Origin of the sequence: Faecalibacterium faecis (assembly GCF_040096475.1) — a bacterium.
Lineage (GTDB): Bacteria > Bacillota > Clostridia > Oscillospirales > Ruminococcaceae > Faecalibacterium > Faecalibacterium taiwanense.
The window spans coordinates 108,711-135,391 of record NZ_JBBMEP010000007.1 but is presented as its reverse complement, the minus strand read 5'-3'; the positions used below and the strand labels follow the sequence as shown (position 1 = coordinate 135,391).

Genomic DNA, 26,681 nt, shown 5'->3' with positions numbered 1-26,681 from the left:
AGTTTTTCGATATTGTTCAATTTTCAAGGTCCTGTAGCGCCTCAGCCTTGCGGCTGACGACCTGTTTATTTTACCACTGAAGTGGTTTTTTGTCAAGCCTTATTTTTTAGAAGCTTTTGAACTTTCTGAACTTGGAGCGCTTCAAGCATCTCAGTGTCAACCGTGAGCTTGTCGGGGTGAGACCCCTCCATCTTGCTTTCGCAAGACCGCTCCGTTTGCTTGAACGCCCCACTGGGGCGATTCATTGCTTTCGCAACCGCAAAGCTTTTCAGCGTCTATTGGTTCTTTTCAAGGGCTTCCTGCTGAGGCTTTGGAAGTCATTCTTTTGCCTCAGCGCTTGGCGCTCAAGTATAATACCACACCCCCGCCTCCTTGTCAACACTTTTTGACAGGTTTTTTCATCTTTTTTCTTGCGCTGCTGAAAAACGTTCATTTTCTTGTATTCAACGTTCTCTTTTTACGCAAAAAAGCCGCCTGCACATTCCTGCACAGACGGCCTTATATTACTTCTATAATAGAGTTAGCGGATCTCGATGCCCAGCTTGAACTTCAGGTTGCCGAGGATCTTCTTGACCACGCGCTCTACTTCTTCCGCAGAGACTTCCTTCTTCGGGTCGGACAGAGACAGGGTGAATGCCATGCTCTTTTTGCCCTCGCCGAGATTTGCGCCGCGGTAGATATCGAACAGCTTGATTTCACCCACCAGAGGGCTGGCCTTCTTGATGGTCTCCTCGATCTCGCCGCAGGTGATCTTTTCGTCGCAGACCAATGCCAGATCACGCTTGACAGCAGCGTAGGGACTGAGCGGCTGATAGCGCAGCTCACCGTCCACGCAGGACATCAGAGCCTCGTAGTCCAGCTCACCCAGATAGATATTCTGGTTGTCCTTCTGATCCTTTGCAATTTCCAGCTCGCCGTTGATCTCGTTGGACAGCTTGCCGAACACGCCCAGACGCTTGTCACCACAGTAAACAGCGGCGCTGATGCCGGGGTGCAGCCACGGGGTGGTCTCGCGCTTGTAGTCAAAGCTCAGGCCAAAGCCAGCTGCCAGTGCTTCCAGTGCACCCTTGACGGTGAAGAAATCTTCTTCAGGGCCGAATGCGCCGATGCACAGGGTCTGGCGCTCGTGCGGATGCTCATTGATGGGCAGTTCCTTGGCAAGATACACCGGTGCCATCTCGAACAGACGGCCTTCCGTGTTGCCCTTCTTGAGATTGTCCACAATGACGTTCAGCATGGAGGGAGCCAGCAGGGTACGCATGATGGACAGATTCTCACTGATGGGGTTCAGGATGCGGATGGCCTTGCGGGCTTCATCATCCGCCGGGATGTGCAGCATATCCAGTTCTGCGTTGGAGTAGAAGGCCAGCGTGGAGGCCTCATAGAAGCCCTGTGCAGCCAGCAAACGCTTGGTCTTGAGCTGCTGCTTCTGGTCATAGTTCAGACCGCCGTTTGTAACGGAGGCAGTGTTCAGGAAGGTGGGCACAATGTGGTCGTAGCCGTACTCACGGATGACCTCCTCGGCCAGATCCGGGAAGCTCTCCACGTCCTCGCGGTACAGGGGTGCGGACACGTCCCAGCTGCCATCGGCCTGTACATCCACCGTGAACTCCAGACGCTGCAGAATGTCGATCATGGTCTGATCCGGCACGATGATACCCAGCACGCCGCAGATCTTAGCCGGAGTGGTAACGATGTGCTTGCGCTCCATCGGGCGGCCATCGGTCAGGTCATATTCCAGTGTGGTGATGTCGCCGCAGTCCAGCTCCTGGATCAGGTGCAGGGCACGGGCAAGGCCCAGTTCAGGAGAGTGACGGTCCACGCCCTTCTCGTAGCGGGCAGAAGAGTCGCTGTTCTGGCCCAGAGCGCGGCTGGTCTTACGCACGCAATCGCGGGCAAAGGTGGCACACTCAAACAGCAGGCTGGTGGTGTTCTCATCCATGCCGGAGTTTGCGCCGCCCATGATGCCGGCAAGTGCCACCGGATTTTCGGCATCGCAGATGACCAGATTGTTGGGGTTCAGAGTGAACTCCTTCTCATCCAGCGTGACGATTTTTTCGCCCGCATGGGCGCGGCGCACATCGATGGTGCGGCCGGCGACCTTGTTCAGGTCAAAGGCGTGCATGGGCTGACCCATTTCCAGCAGGGTGTGGTTGGTGATATCCACCACATTGCTGATGGAGCGCAGGCCGCACAGAGCCAGATGGCGCTTCATCCAGCGGGGAGACTCGCCCATGCGGATGTTGCGCACATAGTGTGCCATGTAGCGGGGGCACAGGTCCGGTGCCTCCACCTTGACGGTGATGGGCGCATCCGGCTCGCAGACGGCCTTGTAGTCCATGGCGGGCATGTGCAGGGGCTTGCCCAGAACGGCAGCCACCTCACGGGCGATGCCCAGAACGGACTGGCAGTCCGGGCGGTTCGCGGTGATGGAGATATCAAAGATATAGTCGTCCAGACCCACCACGGGAGCAATGTCGGTGCCGGGGACAGAATCCTCGGGCAGGATGAGCAGGCCGTAGACCTCAGAGCCCGGGAACAGATCGTCGTTCAGGCCCAGCTCTTCGCCGGAGCACAGCATACCGTTGGACTCCACGCCCTGCATCTTGCGGGCCTTGATCTTGATGCCGCCGGGCAGGGTGGAGCCATCCAGAGCAGCGGGCACGCAGTCGCCCAGCTTCATGTTGGTGGCACCGGTGCTGATGCGGATGTCGTGGCCGTAGTCGCCGCAGTCCACCACACACTTGGTCAGGTGGGTGCCCTCCTGCTTTTCCATCTCCACGATCTTGCCGACGACCACCTTGCTGATGCCTGCATCCAGCGGGATCAGCTCTTCGACCTCAAAGCCGCAGGAGAAGAGCTTTTCCTCCAGTTCCTGCGCAGTAACGTCGATATCTACAAATTCTTTTAACCAGCTGAAAGGTACTTTCATTGTCTCTTCTCTCCCCTCTTATTCGTGGAACTGCTTGAGGAACTGCAGGTTGTTCTCGAACATCAGGCCGATGTTGTTGATGCCATACTTCAGCATAGCGATACGCTCGATGCCAATGCCGAAGGCGAAACCGGAATACTCGTCCGGGTCGATATTGCAGTTCTCCAGCACCTTGCGGTTGACAACGCCGCCGCCCAGCACCTCGATCCAGCCGGTGTGCTTGCACAGCGGGCAGCCCTTGCCGTGGCACTCGAAGCAGCTCACGTCCACCTCCACGCTGGGCTCGGTGAACGGGAAGTAAGAAGGACGCAGGCGGGTGCGGGTGTCGGCACCGAACAGCTTCTGCACGAAGGTGTTCAGGGCGCCCTGCAGGTCGCCCAGCGTGATGCCCTTATCCACCACCAGACCTTCCATCTGGTGGAACATGGGGCTGTGGGTGGCGTCGGAGTCGGAGCGGAACACACGGCCGGGCATCAAGATCTTGATGGGCGGCTTCTGAACGTCCATGGTGCGGATCTGGCCGCCGGAAGTCTGGGTACGCAGCAGGAACTCCTCCGACAGGTAGAAGGTGTCCTGCATGTCGCGTGCCGGGTGATCCTTGGGCACGTTCAGGCGGGTAAAGTTGTGGTCGTCGTCCTCGATCTCCGGGAAGGTGCCCACCGAAAAGCCCATGCCGGAGAACACGTCGATGATCTGGTTGGTGATCAGGGTCAGCGGGTGCAGACCGCCCACAGAGCGGGTCTTGGCGGGCAGGGTGATATCCACCGTCTCCGCAGCATTGCGGGCAGCAAGCTCTGCCTGCTTCACCTGTTCTGCAGCAGCGTCGTAATCTGCCTGAACCTTTGCCTTGAGTTCATTGATGATCTTGCCCATAGCGGGGCGCTCTTCCGGCGCAACGGTGCGCAGATTCTTCATCAGGGCAGGGATCTTGCCGTTTTTGCTGAGGTACTCCTGCCAGAAGGAGGCCAGCGTTTCCTTGCCGGACACCTGACCAAGGCTTTCAGCGGCCTGTTTTGCCAGCTCGTCGATCATTGCTTGCATGGATGTTCTCTCCTTTATTCTTCGTGTTGATGAGCGGAGTGCAACAAAAAAAGCTCCGTCCCCTGCCCGATTTCTCAGGCAAAAGGGACGAAGCCGTTGATTCTTAGCTCCGCGGTACCACCCGGTTTCCACCCGTGCACAGATGCCGGGCAGCTCTCAGAACGCCGTAACGGGGCGTGGCCGTTCTGTACTACTGCTGTTTCGCACAGACCGCTCAGGAGCGAACTTCAGCACAGATACACCCGGAAGCCCTCTCAGCCGGTGAAGCTTCTCTCTTTGCCGTGTACGCCATGCCTACTCTCTCCGTCGCTGCGTTTGGGAGTATTCAGGTTTTATAACCAAGAGCTATGTTACCACATTTCGGGACAGTTTGCAAGGGCTGTGCAGCCACTTTCCGCAAAAATCGCGTTCGGTGGAGGTTTTTTCACAAAGCCGCAGCCATTATGAATCGTTTATGTCATCCATTATGAGCTGAAACAATTCTCCCAGGTTGATTAGTGGCGCAAACTCTTTATCAACTTTGTAATCATCTGAAATTTTTACCACGACCACACCGTCGATCTGCTGGATATATCCTTCCTGCGGATAGACTGGCATCTGTTCCAGCTCTGTTCTGCTGTACAGTTCCCCATACTGTTCCACCGAGCAATGCTTGAGTTTTGCCGGAGTAATATCCCTGAAAACCGCTTTCCAAGACGCTCTGGCCGAGTAATCGTTCAGCCAGAAGCGGCCCATCTGCGCATACGGATTTGCATAGAGGTAATACTCCCTCTTCATAAAACTGGAGTTCGAGCTGGGTCTGCCCACAAACAGTACCGGCAGCTGCTCGTTATCGTCAAAATATCCGCTGCTCATCAGGTCGTCCGCAATGTGATCCGACATGCTCTTGAGTGTTTTTCTTCCCTCATACATAGCTTCCTGATCGATCACGGCAGAGCAGACATTGCCATAGACGACCAAAACCGCAAGTACTACAGCCCCTGTCCGGGCAGCACGTACATACTTTTTTACCATAGGCTGATTTGTGCGCGTCCCTTCAAGCAGCAGCAGACATACTGGCACGAACAGATTCAATCCTTCGCCCATCTGCAAAAGCCAGACCGCCTCGCTTGTGATCAGCATGATGGCATTGCACATGATGGGCAAAACGATCAGCGCTGCCACTCCCAGAAGGATATATTCCCAATTTTTCCGGTGAAGCATTTTTCTGAAGCGGTTCAGCAGTCCGATGCTCAGCGCCAGAAATACCAAAACGAAAAAGCCCACCGGCTGCAGAATGTTATGCCGATAGTAATTCTGAAAAAAGTAAGCTCCAAACAGTTGGTAGGTCTCTGCAATGGCATTGGGCAGATTTTTCAGTATAGAAAGTACCGAAACATCCGCTCCTCCATTATAACTTGCCATCTGCCATCCACATGCCCATACGATCAGCTTTGTGAGCAGGAAATACAAAACCATTCCTGCAGCTGCGCTGCAAAGACTTCTTCCAATGTGGGCATGGACCTTTTCTCTGTCCACATTGCGGAACAGAAGCAGCAGAAGATATGTCAGCAGGAGCAGACAAAAGTTATCAAGGCTCGTCTGATAGCACGCAAGGCTCATGACCAGAAGCAGTGCTCCCTGTACGACCGCTTTTCTAAAATCTGCGGCACGAACCACACGCTCTGCCGCCAGAACAGAAAACAAAAATGAGCAGCCAAACACCGGCGACTGAAACCGATATGACAGCTGTATTCCAGTGACCGTGCTGGCCAGAACAGCCATACCCGCCAGATAGGTCACGACAGAATCCTTCTCTGTAAAAAACTTCCGAAGCAGGGTGACAGCCAGCGCCGACATGGAAAGCGTCAGCAATGAATTGAAAGGTTCCGTCTGGATGCCAAACCGCAGCGCATCGATCACCGGCCAGAGCCATCGGCCCGTGACTACCTGCCAATAGCCGCCGAAGAACCATGTATTGTTCCACAATCCGTCAAATGTATTGGTCAGCCGCTGGCTGATCAGCAGGAAAAACACTACCGCCGAAAACAGCAGCATCACCAGAAAATATCTTAGATCCGATATATCCAGCCCAAGGTCGTCCGGTTTCTGTACATCGATTTTTTCTTTCATCGTTATTTTCTCCATCTGTCCTGTTTTATGTTCTCAGGCTCATTTGTTATTCATCGATCAGATAATCCTCTGAAATTTTGATCACATATACACCGTCCATTTCCTGCATGGAGCCTTTCTCAGGGAATGTCGGCATTCGTTTGATTTCTTCTGTCCGGATCAGTTCGTCATATACCTCATCACTGCACAGCTCCAGCTGCATCGGTGTGAGGTCACGAAACACCGCATTCCATGAATAGCGCATTGTAGCGGCATTTTCTTTTTCGAAAAGGCCCACCTGTGCGTAGTCGTTCGCATCCCAATAGATGACGTGTGTCCGGAACAGTGGGCTTGCACTGGGGCGGCCTACCAGCATCACTGGCAGTTTTTCCGGCAAATCATAATAGCCCTCTGCCACCAGCTCATCGGCCACAAGGTCCGCGATTTGTTTTGTTGCCTTGCGTCCCTCATACATCGCCTGCTGATCGATAGCCGACATGAATACGCTCCCGTAAACGACAGCAGCCGCCGTAAGCAGGATCAGTGCTTTTTCTGCTTTATTCCAGCATTTGCGGAACGCATCACAGGCTGTTTCTCCCTCCCGGCTGCTGTCCAATAGCCAGAAACAGACCGGCAGGAACAAGGCCAGACCTCCGGACATGGGAATATAAAACGACGCCTGCGAGGTTGCCACCATAAATACCGTGCACATCATGGGCAGCACCAGCAGCGCTGCTGTGCCATAGAAAGTGTTTTCCCAATCCTTCCGGCGTATGAGCCGAACCAGTCTGCACGCAAGCGCGGCACCCACCACACAAAAAATCAAAACAAATACAACTGCAGTTTCCTGCAGCATATTGTGTTTTACAAGGGTGCCAAAGAAATACCGATAAAAAAGCTCATAGCACTTTGCAACGCTGGAAGGAAGATTTTTCAGAATTCCAGACACTGAAATATCTGCACCACCCTGGTAATCGGCCATCGCCGTTCCCGTCGCCCACAGTGTAATCTTTAAGATCAGCAGATACAGCACTGCGCCGGATGCAGCACTTGCCAGGCTTTTGCAAATATATTCCCGAATCTTTTGTTTTTCTCCATTCTGGAAAAGTAGTAGGAGAAAATAGGCCAGCAGCACCAGACAGAAACAGGCAAGGTTCGTCTGGTACAGGCCAAGGCTCAGTGCCAAAAGCACCGCTGCCGGCACAATGCTGCTTACGGCTGATTTTCCCCGGATCACGTGCTCTGTAGCCAGCATTGCAAAGAAAAACGAAAATCCGTACTCCGGTGCAATGAAGTGAAACGAAAGATAGCACCCGACCACAACATTGGAAACATAGCATAAACCTGCGAGCCAGTCAATGCAGGATGTTCTCATCCATGCCGGTTTGAAGAGCATATGAAGCCTGGTGACTCCAAGAGAAACCAGCACCAAGCACACCACCGCATTGATGGGTTCTAGCTGCAGACTGAAACGCAGAAAACTGGTCACCAGCCAAAGCCATCGTCCGTTGGAAAGCTCCCATGCTCCCGCCATGTACTCAGCCGTTGTCCACAGACCATCCACTGTGTTCGTCAGCTTCAAGCTGATCAGCGGAAAATAGACCATCACCGCAAAGCCCAGCATCACAAAGAAATATTTCTTATCCAACTCCCGCAGCCAGTGTCTGATATCCGCTTTTATTTTTACAGACATGATATTCCTCCATCCATAAACTTCTGCTTTTCAGTATATCAAACTCTTCCACATGGTTCAATAAAAAAATCCCCTGCCGGGCAGTCGGCAGAGGATCTTGCGTATTTTTCCAGAGTGCTTTATTTTGCCACGATTTCTGCAGCCAGTGCATCCATCTGCGCTTCGGCAGCAGCATTGGCAGCACTGCGGATGGTGACCACATTCTCGCAGACCGTGATGTTCTTCATGCCTTCCAGCTCGGCGCGCATGAGCTTTGCGGCCATGGGTGCCCATGTGCCATTCTCCATCAGACCCACCGTGCGGTTCTGGAAGCTCTTGGTCTTGAGGTGGGTCAGCAGATTCTCCATCGGCGGGAAGAGGAAGCCGTCGTAGGTGGCGCAGGCCAGCACGATCTTTCCGCAGCGGAAGGCTTCTGTAACGGCATAGGACACATCGGTGCGGGTCAGGTCCATCTCCACGACCTTTGCGCCCTTTGCACGCAGCTTTTCGGCCATGAGGTGGGCTGCTGCACGGGTGTGGCCGTGGATGGAAGCACTTGCCACAAGGATTTTTTCCGGCTCCTCGGGCTTGTAGCTGGACCAGATGTCGTAGTAGTTCAGATACTTGCCCAGATCGCCGGTCAGCACCGGGCCGTGCAGCGGGCAGATGGTCTGGATGTCCAGAGCCGCGGCCTTTTTCAGCAGTGCCTGCACCTGCGGGCCGTATTTCCCCACGATGTTCAGGTAGTAGCGGCGGGCTTCGCTGGCCCAGTCGGCCTTTTCGTCAAACTTTGCCACAGCACCAAAGCGACCGAAGCCATCCGCGGAGAACAGCACCTTTTCGGTGGATTCATAGCTGACCATGACCTCCGGCCAGTGCACCATGGGGGCAAACACAAAGGTCAGGGTGTGGGTGCCAAGGCTCAGGCTCTCGCCGTCCTTCACCACCACGCGGCGCTCCTTTGCCACAGCATCAGCACCAAAGAACTGATCCATATACAGGAAAGTCTTGGCGTTGCCCACCACCTGCATCTCAGGATAGAGTGCCGCCAGCTTTGCAATGTTGGCACCGTGGTCCGGCTCCATGTGGGAGACCACCAGATAATCCGGCTTACGGCCTGCCAGAGCTTCAGTCAGGTTTTCCAGCCACGGCTCGGTAGCGCGGGCATCCACCGTGTCCAGAACGGCGGTCTTTTCGTCCAGAATGACATAGGAATTATAGCTCACGCCGGTGGGCACCGGATACTGGCTCTCGAACAGGTCGATGGTGGTATCATCCACGCCAACGCCCAAAATGGCTTCACTGATCTTGTTTACGCTCATAATGCTCGGTCTCCTTATTTATATTTTTATGCAGTGCCGCGTTTCTGCGGCGGTTGTTTCTGAGAACAGTTCCTATCATACCACATCGTCAGAAAAATCGCAAGGGATAACGTGGGAATATTCTGCACATCAGAGCTCTTCCCCATTCTCCGGCAGACGTGCCGCCACCGGTTTGCCCGGCTCAGCATCCAGTTCCAGCAGAGCGGCAGCAGCGCTTTCGTCCATGGTCTGCACCGCGCGCAGCTTGCGGCTGATGGCACGGCTGCGCACGCCAATGAGATTATCCAGCTCTTCGTCGGTCTGGCGCAGGCGCTGCTGCATCTTGGAAAGTCCCTGCCCGAACTTGTCAAATTCGGTCTTCACCGCACCCAGCAGCTGCCATACCTCACCGGAGCGCTTCTGGATGGCAAGGGTCTTGAAGCCCATCTGCAGGCTGTTGAGCAGCGCTGCCATGGTGCTGGGGCCTGCAATGTTCACCTGATAGTCCCGCTGCAGCACTTCCAGCAGGCCCGCGTTCACCACCTCGGCATACAAACCCTCGAAGGGCAGGAACAGGATGCCGAACGCCGTGGTGTAGGGCGGCTCCACATATTTTTCCCGGATGTCCTTGGCCTCGGCCCGCAGCACCAGCTCCAGTGCGTGGCGGGCGTTCTCCACGGCCTGTGCGTCGCCGGATGCCTGCGCATCCTGTAAATGGGCATAGGTGTCGCCGGGGAACTTGGAGTCGATGGGCAGCCACACCGTGCCGCCGTCCGCGCCGGGCATCCGGATGGCGTACTCCACCCGCTGGGTGCTGCCCGGAATGGTGGCCACGTTGGTGTCGTACTGTTCCGGGGCAAGGATCTCTTCCAGAATGGCTCCCAGCTGGATCTCACCCAGAATACCGCGGGTCTTCACACCGGAAAGCACCTGTTTCAGCCCGCCCACATCAGCGGCAAGGTTCTGCATTTCGCCAAGACCCTTGTACACCTGTTCCAGCTGGTCGTTCACCGCCTTGAAGCTTTCGGTCACCCGCTTCTGCAATGCATCCTGCAGCTGTTCGTCCACCGTATGGCGGATCTCGTCCAGCTTCTGGGCGTTCTGGGCCTGCAGGGCAGTCATGCCCTCGGCAAGGGTGCGGCGCATCTCTTCCAGCTTGCGGGCGTTGGAGGCTTCCAGCCCCTGCAGGCGCTGCTCCATGGTCTGCTGCTGAGTGCCCTGCCCTGCGGCAAGGGCGGTGCTCATGCTCTGCACCGAGGCCTGCAGCGTTTCACTGATGTGGCCCATAGCGGCAAGGTTCTGCTGCGCCATCTCTGCCAGCTTCGCGTCCATCTGGCGGTTCTGCGCTTCCAGCTGCTGACGCAGCCATTCCTTCCGTTCTGCATCGTCCCGGTTTGCGGCAGGCTTTGCCGAGCGGTACAGCAGCAGGGCCATCATCAGGCAGATGGCCACCAGAAGCACCGTGTAAAGAAACGCTAAAAATTCCATAATGTCTCCTATTGCAAAATCCGGGCTGTGCAGCTGCAAAGCCCGGATCTGCGTACTTTATATTATTTTGTCTGTTCTTCCCAGAAGGCAGCGGCTTCGTCCAGCCAGCCATCCGCAGCCGTGCCGCGGCCAAGGCCGATGCCATGGGCTGCGTGGTCATATACCACTTCTTTGTAAGGTACGCCATGCGCGGCCAGTGCCTTGCTGAGGGCCGGCCCCTGCAGCGGCCAGCACAGCAGGTTCAAGGTCAGGTCATCCCTGCCATACCAGAAGTACACCGGCGGATAGTCCTCTGTGATCAGGTCGGCAAGGCTGTATTCATAGTAGAACCGGCCGCACACAAAGGGGTCGATGCCCACACGGTAGATCGGTGTGCTCTCGGAAAACTGCACGATGGGATACGCCAGGATCACTGCGCCGGGCTTGGGCAGGCCATAGTTTTTATAGCCCAGAGCGTCCGATGCAAACAGGCCCGCCAGATGTCCGCCGGAAGAATAGCCGATCAGGGCGTAGCTTTCCGTCTGCACACCGAACTGCTGTGCGTGGCCGGTGATGTACTTCACCGCCCGTGCAATGTCCTCCATGGGGCTGTTGTTGTCGTTATCCGGGTAGGCGCGGTAGCGCATCACGAACACCGCATAGCCTTTCTGGTGCAGCTGGTAAGCTGTGGAGATGCACTCCTTTAACTCTGCCGTGCGGTTGAAGATGTTGCCGGAGAGCACCAGCGCATACTTTGCATCCGGCGTGCTGGCCGGGTAGTAATAGAACTCCACATTGTTGCGGGAGCTGTCCTCGGCGATCTCCTGCTCCGAGTAGAGCTTATAGGTGATCTGCACGCCCGCATTGTAATTGCGGATGAGCAGGTTCAGACCATCGGCACAATCCTGTGCCACATGGCTGCTCACATATTTTTCCAGCGTCTGGTCATTGCACCAGTCCTCGGTGCCGGGCAGGTTCTGCTCCTTGGAATAGGTCCAAACGCCTGCGCCAAGGATGCTGGGGTTCGAGCGGATCTCGCCCATGGTGGTCTGCGGCGTGATATCCGGCTCGCCATACTCTGCTGCAAATGCGGGCAGCGCCATCATCAGCAGCAGACAGATACAGGCTGCTGCGGTGCATATCCTGTGTTTCAACTCAACATCTCCTTTTCAGCCGACCTGTTCCTCCCAGAAGGCAGCGGCTTCATCCAGCCATCCATCCGCAGCCGTGCCGCGGCCAATCGAGACCGCATGGGGTGCATCCGCAAAGGCCGTTCTCTGGTACGCCACACCGTGTTTCTGCAGAGCCTGTTCAAACGCTTCGTAAAAGCTTGTGTCCGGCCCGAGGATCGTGTCATTGTCGCCCCGCCAGAAATAAACCGGCGGGTAATCGTCATCCACTGCCTGATTCAGGTCGGTCCAGTAATAGCGCCATCCGCATGCGGTCGGATCATATACGATGTGATACACCGGCTTTATAATAGAGAAATCAACGATCGGGTACCCCAGAATCAGTGCGCCCGGCTTCTGGGCACCAAAGGCTCCGTAGCCGCGCTTCTGGTTGGCAAATATGCCCGCGACCTGCGCGCCGGACGAGTAGGCAACGATCGCGTAATCCTCCGGCTGCACCCGGAGCTGTTCCGCATGGGCGGTAATAAAGTTCACCGCATTGCCAAGATCCTGCAGCGGTGCATTGTCGCCAAGGTCGGTCCATGCGCGGTAGCGCAGAACAAACACGGTATAGCCTTTTTCATGCAGTTCCCACGCTGTCGGCAGGCCCTCGCCAAATGTGCCGTTGATGGTCAGCGCATTGCCGCCCATCACGATCGCATATTTGCCATCGGGATCGCTTCCCGGAAAATAAAACAGCTGTACGCATCCGAGCGAAGGATCCACCTCGGTCTCCTCCGGGCTGTAGACCTGCCACGTCACCTGAACTCCGTCCTTCACATTCTGTACCGCAAGGTTCAGCGCCGCCGTTGTTTCCGGCACCGTCTGCCCCCATGCGTATTCCTGCAGGGTCTGGTTTTCCAGTCGGCTGCGGGTCCATTGGGTCCCCTCGCCGAAGGAGCCATACAAAAACAGCCCGCTCTGCTGCATCACAGGGTTGCTGCGGATCTCCTGCATCGTCATGTCCGGTGTGATGTTGGCCTGACCAAGCTCCTCCGCAAACGCCGGCTGTGCCAGCAGGATCATCAGGCCAATACCAAACATCACCGTGCGCAATCGTTTTCTCACAGCAATCCCCCGTTTATCTCTTTATTTACACTGTTTTTCCCAGAATGCCGTTGCCTGCCGGATCCAGCCGTCCGCATCGGTGTGGCGGCCCGGGCCAATGGCGTGGGGTGCGTTCTCGTACACATGGCACTCATAAACAGCCCCGCTCTCCCGGAGCTTGCGCTCCAGCAGCGGCCCCTGCTGGGAGTAGCACATGCGCTGCATATAAAGATCATTTTTGCCGTAGAAGAAATAGGTAGGGGTAAAGTTTTCGTTCACCACATCCGAAATATCGGCCCAGTAGTAACGCCAGCCAAGCACCAGCGGGTCAATGGCCAGCTGATATAGCGGCTTCACCTCAAAGAAATCGTTGATGGGGTAACCCAGCAGCAGCGCCGCAGGCTGTGGGAGGCCAAATGCCTTATAGCCGAACTTTTCGTTGTCTGAGCCGATCAGGCCCACGATGTGTCCGCCGGAAGAAAAGCCCATCAGCGCATAGTTTTCGCGCTGAACGCCAAACTGATCTGCATTTTCGGTCAGGTACTTTACGGCATTGGCAATATCGTACAGTGGCGCATTATCGGATGCATTCAGGAAAGAGCGGTACCGCAGCACAAAAGCCGCATAGCCCAGCTCGTGCAGCTGGTTGGCAATGGATGCACCCTCGTTCAGCTCTGCGGTGGTGTTGCCACCGTTGCCGGGCACCACGATGGCGTACTTTGCGTTGGCTGTTTTAGCCGGGAAATAATACAGCTGCACCATGCCCAGAGAAGAATTTTCCGCAATTTCTTCCGGGGTATACACCTGCCATGTGATCTGTACGCCCCTGTTGTAGTTTTCGATCACAAGGTTCATGCCTTCGGCGGCATCCTCGGCAGCCGCGTAGCTTACATAGCCCTCAATGGGCGTATCATCGTACTGCGTGCTGCCCTCGATCCATTCGTTGCAGTAGGTATAGTAGCCGGAGCCTTTGATGCTGGGGTTCTCCCGCAGCTCTTTCATGGTCGTCTTTGTTGTGATGTTCGGCTCGCCGTACTCTGCAGCAAATGCCGAAAGCGATACGCACGCCAGCATTCCCAGCGCGCACACCATCGTTCTGATCCACTTCATTTTGGGACATCCTCCATTCTGCAGCGGCGTATCCTGCCGTGCTTTTCTTTGTTATGATTTATTGTATCACAAACCTTCCGCTTGTCAAAGAAATTTCTGTGCAGTACGGCGCTTGTACCGCACCGCAAATTCTGCTATACTGGAGCCGGATATTTTTGAGAGTTGAGGGCGCGGAAAGCTATGCACTTTCCGCCGGGATCGAAATATGAGTAAAATCGAGATCCGGCCCATGGAGCCGGAAGACTGGAGCGCTGTTTCCAGAATTTATTTGGAGGGCATTGCTACAGAACATGCCACTTTTCAGACCACCTGTCCGCCGTATTCTGCGTGGGATGCTTCCCACGCAAAAGAATGCCGACTGGTACTGCTGGCCGACGGCGTGATCGCCGGGTGGACGGCGTTGCGCCGGGTGGACCCGCGCTGGTGCTACCGCGGCGTTGCCGAGGTGAGTATTTACGTGGGTGAGCAGTTCCGGGGCCATGGCCTTGGCTATCACCTGCTGACCGAGCTGTGCCATCAGGCAGAAAAGGCCGGCTACTGGACACTGCAGTCCACCGTGCTGCAGGACAACGCTGCCAGCCGCGCCCTGCACACAAAATGCGGCTTTCGCTTAGTGGGCCGCCGGGAACGCATTGCCCGCGACTGTCACGGCCGCTGGCTGGACACATTCTTAATGGAATACCGCGCTGCCGCCAATGAACCGGAAGGCTATAAAAAGCTATAAGATGCAAAAGAACTCCGCGCCCTGAGGCTGCGGAGTTCTTTTTTGTCCATTGATAAAATGATAAAGGTAAAAACAGGCTTACCACTCTTCGCCGTCGATGTCCACGCTGCCGTCCACCACGGCACCGGCGCGGGAACGCTGGAACATGCTTTCCACCACGGCGCAGTACTTATCGGCCAGACAGACGATGACTGCTTCGCGGCAGGTGGGCACATGACGGAAGGTCAGCGGCCACATGTGGCTTGCAATGATGCTCTGTTCCTTTCTGGTAATGCTGAACACCCGCTTTGCATTGACGCAGGCATAACCCGGATGGGAGAAGCCGTGCATCTCAAACAGGCGGCGCAGGCCGTGAAAGGTACCGGTGGTGTGCCAGTCGTACAGATAAAAATCATGCAGCAGGGCACCCACTGCCAGCGAGGTCTCGTCAGCGTGCAGATGCAGACGGCGGTTGAGCCAAAAGCTCACCAGCGCCACATTCTTGCAATGCTGGTAGGTGGTGACAGAACCGTGCTGGATGTACTCCCGCATCCGCTGCACCTCCGGGTGATGATCGTATTTTTCAACGATGGCATAAAGCTGTTCGCGCTCGATCTCAGAAAGCTGCATGCTGCAAAATTTCCTTTCGCTTTAAGGTGATGTTTTCAGGAGCGGAGCTGGACCGGATTGGAATTGCCGAAGTTCTCTGCACTGGAAGGGTTCTCCCGCTTGAGGGAAAAATCTACCAGATACTGCTTGCCGTCGCCCAGTTCTTCCAGCTGGGCCAGTTTTGCCTTTGCGGCGGCTTCGTCCGGGTACCACTGGATCAGGAAGAAATTTTCTTCCTCTACACCGTAGTACAGCCACTGGCCGTCGGCACGCAGCCAGTCGTCCAGATGATCCACTTCTTCGCCGTCCGGCAGGCCAAGGCCTTCTTCGGCATAAAGGTTTTCCGGTTCCACCTGCAGCATTTCGATCACCTGAATGGAGCTTTGCAGGTATTCGTCCTGCGAGACCGTCTTGTCCGAAAGCTCCCATCCGGTGAGAAAAGCCTGCATCATCAGGTCGCGCACAGAGATGCGCGGCAGGGTCGGGTCCATAACCATAGGTATTTCCTTCTTCCTTTAGTTTGTCCCTGCTGACCAGTATACGTCAAAGGCTTATGCAAGTCAACAGTTTAATTGTGAATTTTTTGTAGGTTCGTTCAAATATATCCAGACTTAACAGACGGAAAAGGCAAAAGTGTCTTCCAGCCATTCCACTGCCAGTTCCACCCAGTGATGCCGGTGGCGGCTGGGCTGGTCCACCTCTGCCGTGCTGATGCTGGTACCGTGCACCCCCTTTTCAAACAGATGTGCCTCGCATGGCACACCCGCCCGGTGCAGAGCGTTCACCAGCATCAGGGTGTTCTCCACCGGAACGGTGGCATCCTCCATGGTGGTCCATACGAACACCGGCGGCGTCTGCGGCGTGATCTTATCCTCCAGCCCGAACACCTGCTGTGCCGCCGGGTCGGCGCTGCCCGCCAGCTGCACAAAGCTGCCGCGGTGGGCATACTGCCCTGCCGTGACCACCGGATAGCCCAGAATGACCGCATTGGGCCGGGGCTGGGCCGCTTCGCCGGGAATGTCCAGCACAGCACCGGAAAGGGCCAGGTGGCCGCCCGCTGAAAAGCCGCACACGGCAATTTTTTCCGGCAGGATATGCCACTGGGCCGCGTGCTGTCGCACAAGACCGATAGCCTCGGCCAGCTGGCGCAGCGGCATGTAGTCCTTTGCCTTTTCGCAGATGGCGTAGTCCAGCACAGCGGTGTGGTACCCCGCCGCCGCAAACTGCAGCGCCACCGGGTCGCCCTCGCGGGCACTCACATGGGTATAGCCGCCGCCGGGCACCACCAGCACCAATGGCCGGTCAAGCACATTCGGCATCCGCTCACAGCAATCACGCAGATAAACGGTCAGTGTCCCACCGCCGGCCAGTTCCAGCTGTTTCAGCTGCATGATATTTCCTCCTTTTACAGCATCCTTTGCGGTTCATTATAGCACAAAACGAACCATTTTTTAAACTTTTTATGAAAGCCCTTGATTTTTGCTTTTCGTCGGTGTATATTAGCACTCGAAAGTTACGAGTGCTAAGTATTCAAAAGCAATATCCTATTCCGAGTGCTTGGTGCCGAATACAGATAAAAAGAGGTTTTGCATTATGGCTAAGAAAGAATTTCAGGCTGAAAGCAAAAAGCTGATGGATATGATGATCAACTCCATCTACACCAATAAGGAAATTTTCCTGCGCGAGCTGATCTCCAACGCATCGGATGCCATCGATAAGCTCTATTATAAGAGCCTGACCGATCCTTCTGTGGGCATGAACAAGGGCGATTTCCGCATCCTCATCACCCGCGATAAGGAGAACCGCATCCTGACCATTGAGGATAACGGCATCGGCATGACCAAAGAGGAACTTGAGCAGAATCTGGGCACCATTGCTCACTCCGGTTCTCTGGATTTCAAGAAGGACAACAAGGACGAGAACATCGATATCATCGGTCAGTTTGGTGTCGGCTTCTACTCTTCCTTCATGGTAGCCGATAAAGTCACCGTCATTTCCAAGGCTTATGGCTCGGATGAAGCATGGCAGTGGGAGTCCTCCGGTGTGGACGGCTACGAAATGACCCCCGCCCAGAAGGACACCGCAGGCACCCAGATCATCCTGCACATCAAGCCGGATACTGAGACGGACCACTACGACAACTTCCTCGATGAGTACGGCATCGTGGCCATCGTGAAGAAGTACAGCGACTATGTGCGCTATCCCATCCAGATGGAGCGCCAGCACGAGCGCCAGAAGCCGGAACCCGATCCCAAGCCGGAGGATTATAAGCCCGAATGGGAGACTTACACCGAGCTGGAAACTCTGAACAGCATGGTGCCCATCTGGAAAAAGCAGAAGAGCGAAGTGACCGACGAGGAGTACGCGAATTTCTATAAGGAAAAGTTTGGTGATTATACCGACCCCGCCCGCGTCATCGTCAGCCGCACCGAGGGCACTGCAAATTATAATGCCCTGCTGTTCGTGCCCAGCCACCGTCCCTACGACTTCTACACCAAGGATTATGAAAAGGGTCTGGCCCTGTACGCATCCGGCGTGCTCATCATGGAGAAGTGCGCCGACCTGCTGCCCGATTACTTCAGCTTCGTCAAGGGCATTGTGGACAGTCAGGATCTGAGCCTGAACATCAGCCGCGAGATGCTGCAGAAGGACAACCAGCTCAAGCTGATCCACAACGCTCTGGAAAAAAAGATCAAGAACGAGCTGCACGCCATGCTGGCCAATGACCGCGAGAAGTACGAGGAATTCTGGAAAGAGTTCGGCCGTCAGATCAAGTTCGGTGCTTACTCCGACTACGGCATGCACGCCGAGCTGCTGCGCGACCTGCTGCTGTTCTGGTCTGCCAAGGAGCAGAAGATGGTCACTCTGCAGGAGTATGTAGACAAGATGCCCGCTGAGCAGAAGTATATCTACTTCGCTGCCGGTGATTCTACCGACCGTCTGGCAAAGCTGCCCGCCGCTGAACTGGTCATGGATAAGGGCTATGACGTCCTGCTGCTGACCGAGGATGTGGATGAGTTCTGCCTGCAGATCCTGCGCACCTATCCCCGCAAGGATGCCGAAGGCAAGGACGGCACCGTGGAGTTCAAGAATGTCAACAGCGGTGATCTGGGCCTTGAGACCGAGGAAGAGAAGAAGGCCGCCGAGGACGCTACCGCTGAGAACAAGAACCTGTTCGATGCCATGAAGGACGCACTGGACGGCAAGGTGAAAGAGGTCAAGGTCTCTACCCGCCTGAAGGATCACCCTGTGTGCCTGAGTGCTGACGGCCCGCTGTCCATTGAGATGGAAAAAGTGCTGTCCAAGCAGCCCGGCAGCGAAGGCGTAAAGAGCGATAAGGTTCTGGAACTGAATGTCAACCACCCCGTGTTTGCCGTGCTCAAGGCCGCACAGGAGGCCGGTGACACCGACAAGCTCAAGAAGTACAGTGCTCTGCTGTACGCACAGGCTCAGCTGATCGAAGGCCTGCCGGTGGATGATCCCGCCGCCTACGCCGAGGCCGTCTGCAGTCTGATGAAGTAACTTTTTCCGGTAGGCAGCAGACTTACTCCCCTGCCGCTTCCACGCACATCAATATTTCCCCCTTAACAAAAAGGCCGTGCTCCGCTATAATAGAGTGGAACGCGGTCTTTTTCTGTTCTTTTGCCGGACAGTCAGGATAAATTGAGAGGTTTTTGCTCATGCAGCCCAAAAAACATTATTTTGCCCACATTCCCACCATTGCCATCTTTATTGTGTTTGCCATGTCGGCACCGCTGGGCGTGCTGCTGTTCATCTTAAAAAGCATCGATAAAAACGCCGAAAAAGAGGAAACGGCTGCTGCGCAGGCGCAGGCAGACTATCGTTCCGACCTCGGCCCCGCCCTTGCGCAGACGGCACCCCGGCAGGAAACCGAGCCAACTTACGGCCACGATGTTCCCACCAAAGAGCAGAAGGACGCTAAGGAGCGTCACAAACTCCTTACCACCCTGTGCACCATCGGCGGTGCTGTCTTTCTGTTCGCGGGCTTCAGCACTCTGTTCATGGATGGCGCTGACAGCATGATGGAGGCGTTTACCGCCATTGCCCAGATGCTGGGCGGCGGTGCTGCTCTGCTAACCGGCCTGCGCATGGATCGTACCCGCAAGCTGGAACGCCTGTTGGACAAGATCGCAGGCGACCGCGACAATATTCCGCTGGACGAGCTGTTTGCTGCCGCGGGCATCGATGCCGCAAAGGGCCGCACCGTGGTGGAAAGTGCTATTTCCCACGGTTACTTCGGTGCAGATGCTTACATTGATAACCGCACCAATACTCTGGTAGTGCGCGGCGCGGCTCCCCAGCCGCCCCGGAAACCGAAGCCTGCGCCCGCCCCAGAACCTGCACCAGCGGACCAATATACCGCAATTCTGCAGCAGCTGCGGCAGGTCAACGATGCCATCCCGGACCCCGTGATGACCACCAAGATCAGCCGTCTGGAAGCGGTCAGTGCCCGCATCTTTGAGCTGGCAAAGCAAGACCCCGGCAAAAAGGCTCAGCTGCAGAAATTCATGGACTACTATCTGCCCACCGCCCTCAAGCTGCTGAACACCTACGCCAGCCTTCCTGCGCAGGATGTGCAGGGGGAAAACATCGCCGATGTCAAAAAGAACATCGAGCGCAGCATGGACCTGCTGGTGACCGCCTTTGAAAATCAGCTGGACAAGCTGTTCCAGTCCGACGCACTGGACGTTTCGGCAGATGTGGCCGCACTGGAAGGGATGCTGAACATGGACGGCCTGACCGGAAACGAGTTTACAAAATAATATTTTGGGAAACAGGGAAAAGGCCCATGAGCTTTTTCCCTGTTTTTTCAAAGCGCAAATCTCCATGTTGTGCAGGCCTCGTCCGTCCCACGCAAAGCCGTGGATTTGCAGGCATTTTTGCCAATGGTTTTTCCGTTTTATATCTAATTTTATTTCAACCGTCAAATTCCACTCTGTGCGCCAATTTCAGTCTTTTTGCAACTTTTCATCCAGATGCAACAATAACACATGGTTTTTTCTGTCCGGATTTTATATGATAAGGACAGAAGTGTGCAGAGCATCCTGTATGCGGCCCTGCACTGCAGTTCCAACCCGCTCAAAAGGAGGATTATCCTATGATGAAATCTGTTTCCGCATGGAAGCAGGAGCTTTCCAGCGGCGCTCACGCTGCCCGGCTGGCAGCACTTTACTGCTGTGCGCCCGAAGAAACTCCTGCACAGGCTGCCCGCTACGAAGCTGTTCTGAATGGTCTGGATGCCACCTTTGGCCCCCATGCTGAAGCTGGTCTTTACAGTGCCCCCGGCCGCACCGAGATCGGCGGCAACCACACCGACCACCAGCATGGCCGCGTGCTGGCCGGCAGCGTGAATATTGATATGATCGCTGCCGCCGCGCCCAACACCCTGAACCAGCTGCGCGTGCAGAGCGAAGGCTACGACCTGTGTGTGATCGGCCTTGATGACCTTGCTGCCCGCAAGGAAGAGGAAAACACTACCCTCTCTCTGCTGCGCGGCGAATGCGAAGCCTTCCGTCAGCGCGGCGCAAAGCTGGCCGGTCTGGATGTGTACATTTCCTCCAACGTACCCAAGGGCAGCGGCGTTTCTTCCTCCGCCGCCTTTGAAGTGCTGATCGGCGTGATCCTGAATGACTGCTTCATGACCGATAAAGTCTCCCCCATCGAGATCGCGCAGATCGGCCAGTGGGCAGAGAACGTCTACTTTGGCAAGCCCTGCGGCCTGATGGATCAGATGGCTTCCAGCGTTGGCAACATTATTACCATTGATTTTGCGGACCCTGCCCACCCGGATGTGGAGCCGGTGGCCGTGGATTTCTCCAAGGCAGGCCTTGCCCTGTGCATTCTGGATTCCTGCGCAGATCATGCCGACCTGACCGACGAATATGCCGCTGTGCCCGCCGAGTGCCGCGCCGTGGCTGCTGTGTGCGGCGGCGAAGTGCTGCGGGATGTGCCGTTTGAGACCTTCCTTGCAAAGCTTCCGGAGTGCCGCAAGCAGTGCGGCGACCGTGCCGTGCTGCGCGCCTTCCATATCTATGCCGATAACGACCGCGTGGCAAAACAGGTAGCTGCCCTGCGCGAGGGCGATTTTGACACTTTCCTGCGTCTGGTCAACGAGTCCGGCCACAGCAGCTGGGAATACCTGCAGAACGTGATCCCCGCCGGTTACAAGGAGCATCAGGAGATGGGCGTGACCATTGCAGCTGCCAAGCATTATCTGAACGGCAAGGGCGCTGTGCGCGTGCACGGCGGCGGCTTTGCCGGTACGGCTCAGGCCTTTGTGCCGGTGGAAATGCTGGCCGACTTCAAGGCCCACATGGAAGCCATCCTTGGTGAGGGCCGCTGCCATGTGCTGAACATCCGCCCGGAAGGAGGCGCAGTCCTGTGATTTCTACCGCCATTCAGCAGCTCGTGAATTACGGGCTTGACACCGGCCTTATCCTGCCCGATGATGAAATTTACATCCGCAACCAGCTGCTTATGACCATGCAGCTGGACGACTTTACCGCGCCGGAGGGCGAGGTGTGCTATACCGATCTGGAAAGCATCCTCAAAACGCTGGTAGATGATGCCGTTGCCCGCGGTGTGTGCGAGGACAACTCCACCGCCCGCGACCTGTTCGACACAAAGCTCATGGGCGTATTGACCCCGCGGCCCAGCATCGTGCGCGCCAATTTCGAGGAACGCTACGAAAGCGAAGGCCCGCAGGCCGCAACCGACTGGTTCTATAAATTCAGTCAGGACACCGATTATATCCGCCGCTACCGCATCAAACGCGACCTGAAATGGGTCACCAAGACCCCCTACGGCGATCTGGATATCACCATCAACCTCTCGAAGCCCGAAAAAGACCCCAAGGCCATTGCCGCCGCCAAACTAGCTCCCCAGAGCGCCTACCCCAAGTGCCAGCTTTGCGCCGAGAACGAAGGCTATGCAGGCCGCATGAACCACCCCGCCCGCGAGAATCACCGCATCATCCCTCTCACCATCAACGACAGCGCTTGGAACCTGCAGTACAGCCCCTACGTCTACTACAACGAGCACTGCATCGTGTTCAACAACCAGCACACTCCCATGAAGATCGAGCGTGCTACCTTCCGCAAGCTGCTGGATTTCGTGGGCCTGTTCCCCCACTATTTCGTGGGCAGCAACGCCGACCTGCCCATCGTGGGCGGCAGCATTCTCAGCCACGACCATTTCCAGGGCGGCCACTATGAATTCGCTATGGCAAAGGCTCCCGTCGAGAAGAAGTGGGTCTTCCCCGGTTTTGAGGATGTGGATGCCGGTATCGTGCACTGGCCCATGAGCTGCATCCGCCTGACCAGCGAGGATGATGCCCGTCTTGTGGAGCTGGCCGATAAAATTCTGACCGCATGGCGCGGCTACTCGGACGAAAAATGCTTCATCTTTGCCGAGACCGACGGCGAGCCACATAACACCATCACCCCCATTGCCCGGATGCGGGACGGCAAGTATCAGCTGGATCTGGTGCTGCGCAACAACATCACCACCCCGGAGCATCCGCTGGGCGTGTTCCATCCCCATGCAAAGCTGCATCACATCAAAAAGGAAAACATCGGCCTGATCGAGGTCATGGGCCTTGCCGTGCTGCCCAGCCGCCTGAAAAAGGAACTGTTTGAGCTGGCCGATGCACTGGTAGCCCGCACCCCGGTGAGCCAGTACCCGGAAGAACTGCAGAAGCACGCCGAGTGGGCCGAGGATATTCTTGCCCGCCACCCGGAACTGAACGGCGACACCGTGCACCTCATCCTGCAGGACGAGGTGGGCCATGTGTTCGCTCAGGTATTGGCCGATGCCGGTGTCTATAAAATGGACGAGGCTGGCCGCGCAGGCTTTGTACGGTTCCTTGCAAGCGTGCAATAATCTATTAAAAAACGCTCTCCCCCTTTCCCCCGCCGGTATGCCTTGCCGACGGGGGATTTTTATTGTTCAGTGGAGATTCCAAGCCGTTTTCAGTCCCGTAACACAGCACAAAAAAGCCGCCTTTCGTGCCAATTAGCACAAAAAGCGGCTTTTTATCGTCTTATTTCAGGAGCAAAGAGCCTTGCGGAAGGTTATTCCGGCAGATCCTCTTCGTTCTCCAGGCTGTGCCAGACGTTCTGGACATCATCATTGTCTTCCAGCGCATCCAGCAGCTTGCCCATCAGCTTCAGCTGGTCGGGGTCGGTCAGGCGGGTGGTGGTCATGGGCACCATGGCCAGATCGTCGGAGAGGATCTCGTAGCCCTTCTCCTCCATGGCCTTGACCACAGCAGAATAGTTCTCGGGATCGGTGGTGATCTCGGCTGCATCCTCGCTGGCATCGAAGTCCTCGGCACCAGCATCCAGAGCATCCATCATAGCCTCGTCGGCATCCTTATCTTCCAGAGAGATATCAATGACACCCTTCTGGCTGAACAGGAAGCCCACGCAGCCCATAGCACCCAGATTGCCGCCGTTCTTGTCGAAGTAGTGGCGCAGGTCGGCAGCGGTACGGTTGCGGTTGTCAGTCAGGGTCTCCACCATGACAGCAACGCCGCCGGGGCCGTAGCCTTCGTAGGTGATTGCTTCGTACTCGGTCTTATCGCCGCCCTCAGCCTTCTTGATGATGCGCTGGATGTTATCGTTGGGCACGCTCATGCGCTTTGCCTTGGCGATCAGGTCAGCCAGCTTGCTGTTGGAAGCAGGGTTCGGGCCGCCGGTACGCACGGCAACGCTGATCTCACGGCCGATCTTGGTAAAGACCTTTGCCTTTGCGCCATCGGTCTTTTCCTTCTTGCGCTTAATATTGTTCCATTTGCTATGTCCAGACATGGGAAAGAGCCTCCTGTATATTCTCAAATCTCCGCCTGCGGGCAGACGGGCTGTGGTCGCCCGCATTGTGGCAGCACACAAAATCTAACTCTATTATTGTAGCACAACCGGGCAGAGCGTTCAAGCCTTATCCGCCCGGTTTTCAGCATTCTGCGCGGAAAAATGCGCTTTTTCTGCCCGTTCACAGCAGCCGCAGCGCCTTGGGATAATGGTTTTTCACCCGCCCGCCGGACACCTTGCCGCCGCCCAGCGGCCAGCCGTCCACCGTCACGCAGCACCAGCCGTCAGCAGCGATGCGGGCTTCCACCTCACGGCCGGAAAGATACTCCACGCAGCGCGGGTCATCAAGGGTGAGTTCTTCGCGGTTTACGCACTGTGCGCCAAATGCCGTGAACAGATGGTGCTCCGGTACAAAGCGGCCTTTCTGCACGCTGCCCACAAATACGCCCGCCCGCAGCACATGCAGGTTCGTCTGCGGGAACGGCACCGGCAGCAGCACACCGCCGCCGTGCACCACAGCCGGGCGGTCAACCAGCGCCGGGAAATACTGCCCGGCAAACGCGTGCCATGCTGCAAGGCTCTGGGCAGGACTTGTCTCCCCTGCCTGTGCTTCGCGGCTACGCTTGTCACCCTGCACCGCTTCCCGGCAGGCACGGGCATTCTCGCGGCGGGCACTGCGGGCATCCGGGGTCTTGGCAGGCTTGCCGCCCTTCCCCTTGGCCTTTTTGCCCGCAGCTTCCGCTGCTGCCAGCCAGAGCTGTTCTTCGGCAGTGTACTCGCCCTCTGCGGGCAGAACGCGCGGAGTGCCAGCTTTGACGAGCCGGGCCATAAAGTGGCCCTCGCCGCCCTGACAGGGCCAGATACGGCGCACCTTGCTCACATCCAGCGGCAGGCCGCCGGTGCGGTTGGCTTCGCCCTCACTGCCAAAGGTGTAGTCCACATTGCCAAGCGCATCCGCAAGGGTGAACTCCGGGTGGCGCTGCAGGAATGCCGCCACCTGTCCCTCGTCCTCCTCGGGTGCAAAGGTGCAGGTGGAATACACCAGCTGCCCGCCCGGGGCCAGCACAGCGGCTGCACAGTCCAGAATTTCTGCACCCAGCTCAGCACACTGCTTCACCAGCGCTTCACAGTGCTGCTGACGGGCCACCGGCTCCTTGCGGAACATTCCCTCGCCGGAACAGGGCGCGTCCACCAGCACCCGGTCAAAAAATTCCGGCAGCGCATCCGCAATGCGGGCGGGCGTCTCATTGAGCACCACTGCATTGGGCACGCCCATGCGTTCCAGATTGCTTTTCAGGATATCCGCACGAGCTGCAACGTATTCGTTGCTCACCAGCACACCCCGGCCCTGCAGCGCCGCCGCCAGCTGGCTGCTTTTGCCGCCGGGCGCGGCGCACATGTCCAGCACACGCATCCCGGGCTGCACGCCCAGCAGCGGTGCCGCCGAGGACGCAGACGGCTCCTGCGAGTAGAACACGCCCGCATGGTGGTACGGATGCCGCCCGGGCCGGAATTTCAAATCATCCGGCTGATGCACCACGAATGCCGCCTTGCAAAAGGGCGATGCTTCCAGTGGGAAATCGGCTTTTGCGGCAAACTGCTCCGGTGAGCTGCGCAGGGCCGACACCGTTACGCCGCGCTCCGCCGTTTCCTGCGGGGCTGCATACAGGACATCGAACCGGTCTCCCAGCAGAGCGCGCTCCCGCTGTTCAAAATATTCCATGGGCATTCTGCATTCCTCCTGTGGGATGTATAAAGCCGCCGTCTGCGGCCAAACTAGGTCTTGTGAGGGGCACACCGCCCCGCACGGAAAACCGAAAGGAGATCATTCACTATGGCAACCGAAAACCGCAGCAATAACTGCAAGAATCAGACCTCGAACCGCACGTCCAACCAGACCACCAACAGCGCCACCAACGAGCACAAGCACCCCAACCAGTACACCAAGGGTGCCGACGATGAGAGCGCCAAGAACTCCACGAGCAGCCGTTCCAGCAACGCCAAAAACAGCCGCTGACGCTGCCCTTCGCGCCTGATGGACCACGGGCGCGAACCTCTGATCTTTCTCAAATCGCAAAGCCCGCTGCCCTCCGGCACTGTTTTCCAGTGCGGAAAGCAGCGGGCTTTCGCGTCAGAAGTTGTTTTTATAGTCAGGGTGCGCCGAATGGGCGCGGCTTTTTGCCGCCAGACAAGGCGGTTTTCCGCAGCAATCCTGATGGATTGCAAGGAAGAGCAACGCAGTATGGCAGCAAAAAGACCGTTCAGGCGGTGTGCAATGATTATGAAAGCAACTTCTCAGGTCTCGTTGGGGTCGAACTGCTGCCACAGTGTTTCAAACAGCTCGTGCACACGGCCCAGCTGACCGTTCAGATACAGCCAGCCCAGCAGGCACTCGAAGCCGGTGGAAGCACGGTATTCCTCCGGGGAAGCGTGCTTTGCCACGCTGGCCTTGCTGGCGTTGCGGCCCCGCTTGAACACGGCCAGTTCGTCCTCAGTGAACAGCGGCTCCAGCAGCTGTTCCTCCCGGAACTGTGCCCGGGCCGAGACGTATTTGACCTTTTCTGCGTTGAGCTTTCCGGCAGACAGGCGGTGATGCTCCACCAGACGCTGTCGCACCAGCAGTTCCAGCACGCTGTCGCCCACAAAGGCCAGCGCCAAGGGGCTAAGCTCCCGCGGGTCGATCTTTTCAGGTTCGTTCATAAATATTC

At 56.6% G+C, this 26,681-nt stretch carries 21 protein-coding genes and 1 other annotated feature; of the genes, 6 read left to right on the top strand and 15 right to left on the bottom strand.

What is annotated here, in order from left to right; genetic code table 11:
- Window positions 1-520 precede the first annotated feature (520 nt).
- From pheT to WMO17_RS05340, 9 genes are all read right to left on the bottom strand, one after another.
- Window positions 521-2,932, bottom strand: coding sequence for a phenylalanine--tRNA ligase subunit beta (pheT, locus tag WMO17_RS05380; RefSeq protein ID WP_349137606.1), 2,412 nt, complete (start codon window positions 2,930-2,932; stop codon window positions 521-523).
- An 18-nt stretch (window positions 2,933-2,950) separates the two neighbouring features.
- The gene (pheS, locus tag WMO17_RS05375; protein ID WP_005945958.1) at window positions 2,951-3,973 is read right to left on the bottom strand and encodes a phenylalanine--tRNA ligase subunit alpha; all 1,023 of its coding nucleotides are present in this window, start codon (window positions 3,971-3,973) and stop codon (window positions 2,951-2,953) included.
- Window positions 3,974-4,053: 80 nt separating this feature from the next.
- Window positions 4,054-4,292 (bottom strand) — a binding site (T-box leader).
- 122 nt (window positions 4,293-4,414) lie between these two features.
- Window positions 4,415-6,085: a glucosyltransferase domain-containing protein gene (locus WMO17_RS05370; protein WP_349137605.1), complete on the bottom strand. Its 1,671-nt coding sequence runs from the start codon at window positions 6,083-6,085 to the stop codon at window positions 4,415-4,417.
- 46 nt (window positions 6,086-6,131) lie between these two features.
- Window positions 6,132-7,757 carry a glucosyltransferase domain-containing protein gene (locus WMO17_RS05365; RefSeq protein WP_349137604.1) on the bottom strand — a complete coding sequence of 542 codons (1,626 nt, stop codon included), beginning with the start codon at window positions 7,755-7,757 and terminating at the stop codon, window positions 6,132-6,134.
- 119 nt (window positions 7,758-7,876) lie between these two features.
- Window positions 7,877-9,058, bottom strand: coding sequence for an FprA family A-type flavoprotein (locus tag WMO17_RS05360; protein ID WP_349137603.1), 1,182 nt, complete (start codon window positions 9,056-9,058; stop codon window positions 7,877-7,879).
- A 129-nt stretch (window positions 9,059-9,187) separates the two neighbouring features.
- Window positions 9,188-10,525, bottom strand: coding sequence for a DNA recombination protein RmuC (locus WMO17_RS05355; RefSeq protein WP_097775384.1), 1,338 nt, complete (start codon window positions 10,523-10,525; stop codon window positions 9,188-9,190).
- Window positions 10,526-10,587: 62 nt separating this feature from the next.
- Window positions 10,588-11,658 carry an alpha/beta hydrolase gene (locus tag WMO17_RS05350; protein ID WP_349137602.1) on the bottom strand — a complete coding sequence of 357 codons (1,071 nt, stop codon included), beginning with the start codon at window positions 11,656-11,658 and terminating at the stop codon, window positions 10,588-10,590.
- A 15-nt stretch (window positions 11,659-11,673) separates the two neighbouring features.
- Complete coding sequence (locus WMO17_RS05345; protein ID WP_349137601.1) at window positions 11,674-12,741, bottom strand: alpha/beta hydrolase; 1,068 nt, start codon at window positions 12,739-12,741, stop codon at window positions 11,674-11,676.
- Window positions 12,742-12,762: 21 nt separating this feature from the next.
- Window positions 12,763-13,830 carry an alpha/beta hydrolase gene (locus tag WMO17_RS05340; RefSeq protein ID WP_291017693.1) on the bottom strand — a complete coding sequence of 356 codons (1,068 nt, stop codon included), beginning with the start codon at window positions 13,828-13,830 and terminating at the stop codon, window positions 12,763-12,765.
- Window positions 13,831-14,035: 205 nt separating this feature from the next.
- Here WMO17_RS05340 and WMO17_RS05335 point away from each other — a divergent pair, with 205 nt between their 5' ends.
- Window positions 14,036-14,554: a GNAT family N-acetyltransferase gene (locus WMO17_RS05335; protein ID WP_005945939.1), complete on the top strand. Its 519-nt coding sequence runs from the start codon at window positions 14,036-14,038 to the stop codon at window positions 14,552-14,554.
- 78 nt (window positions 14,555-14,632) lie between these two features.
- Here the strand turns inward: WMO17_RS05335 and WMO17_RS05330 are convergent, their stop codons facing one another.
- From WMO17_RS05330 to WMO17_RS05320, 3 genes are all read right to left on the bottom strand, one after another.
- Window positions 14,633-15,163, bottom strand: coding sequence for an HD domain-containing protein (locus WMO17_RS05330; protein ID WP_349137600.1), 531 nt, complete (start codon window positions 15,161-15,163; stop codon window positions 14,633-14,635).
- 35 nt (window positions 15,164-15,198) lie between these two features.
- Window positions 15,199-15,639: a hypothetical protein gene (locus tag WMO17_RS05325; protein ID WP_005945935.1), complete on the bottom strand. Its 441-nt coding sequence runs from the start codon at window positions 15,637-15,639 to the stop codon at window positions 15,199-15,201.
- A 114-nt stretch (window positions 15,640-15,753) separates the two neighbouring features.
- Window positions 15,754-16,533, bottom strand: a complete 780-nt coding sequence (locus WMO17_RS05320; protein WP_207698973.1) for an alpha/beta hydrolase — start codon at window positions 16,531-16,533, stop codon at window positions 15,754-15,756.
- A gap of 202 nt (window positions 16,534-16,735) precedes the next feature.
- Here WMO17_RS05320 and htpG point away from each other — a divergent pair, with 202 nt between their 5' ends.
- From htpG to galT, 4 genes are all read left to right on the top strand, one after another.
- Entirely contained in the window at window positions 16,736-18,664 is a 1,929-nt protein-coding gene (gene htpG / locus WMO17_RS05315; RefSeq protein WP_097781712.1) for a molecular chaperone HtpG, read from the top strand.
- A gap of 158 nt (window positions 18,665-18,822) precedes the next feature.
- Window positions 18,823-19,926: a 5-bromo-4-chloroindolyl phosphate hydrolysis family protein gene (locus WMO17_RS05310; RefSeq protein WP_207698974.1), complete on the top strand. Its 1,104-nt coding sequence runs from the start codon at window positions 18,823-18,825 to the stop codon at window positions 19,924-19,926.
- A 335-nt stretch (window positions 19,927-20,261) separates the two neighbouring features.
- Window positions 20,262-21,548 carry a galactokinase gene (locus WMO17_RS05305; protein ID WP_349137599.1) on the top strand — a complete coding sequence of 429 codons (1,287 nt, stop codon included), beginning with the start codon at window positions 20,262-20,264 and terminating at the stop codon, window positions 21,546-21,548.
- Complete coding sequence (gene galT / locus WMO17_RS05300; protein ID WP_097775378.1) at window positions 21,545-23,044, top strand: UDP-glucose--hexose-1-phosphate uridylyltransferase; 1,500 nt, start codon at window positions 21,545-21,547, stop codon at window positions 23,042-23,044. Before WMO17_RS05305 ends, galT begins: the two co-directional genes overlap by 4 nt.
- A 191-nt stretch (window positions 23,045-23,235) precedes the next feature.
- Here the strand turns inward: galT and WMO17_RS05295 are convergent, their stop codons facing one another.
- Both WMO17_RS05295 and WMO17_RS05290 read right to left on the bottom strand, forming a co-directional pair.
- Window positions 23,236-23,973, bottom strand: a complete 738-nt coding sequence (locus tag WMO17_RS05295; protein WP_044954219.1) for a YebC/PmpR family DNA-binding transcriptional regulator — start codon at window positions 23,971-23,973, stop codon at window positions 23,236-23,238.
- A 181-nt stretch (window positions 23,974-24,154) separates the two neighbouring features.
- On the bottom strand, window positions 24,155-25,702 hold the full coding sequence (locus WMO17_RS05290; RefSeq protein ID WP_349137598.1) for an RsmB/NOP family class I SAM-dependent RNA methyltransferase: 1,548 nt from the start codon (window positions 25,700-25,702) through the stop codon (window positions 24,155-24,157).
- Window positions 25,703-25,807: 105 nt separating this feature from the next.
- On the opposite strand from WMO17_RS05290, the gene WMO17_RS05285 reads away from it, so the two are divergent.
- Window positions 25,808-25,990, top strand: coding sequence for a hypothetical protein (locus tag WMO17_RS05285; protein ID WP_097775376.1), 183 nt, complete (start codon window positions 25,808-25,810; stop codon window positions 25,988-25,990).
- Window positions 25,991-26,268: 278 nt separating this feature from the next.
- Here the strand turns inward: WMO17_RS05285 and WMO17_RS05280 are convergent, their stop codons facing one another.
- Window positions 26,269-26,673, bottom strand: coding sequence for a Mini-ribonuclease 3 (locus WMO17_RS05280; protein WP_097775375.1), 405 nt, complete (start codon window positions 26,671-26,673; stop codon window positions 26,269-26,271).
- Between the last annotated feature and the right edge of the window lie 8 nt (window positions 26,674-26,681).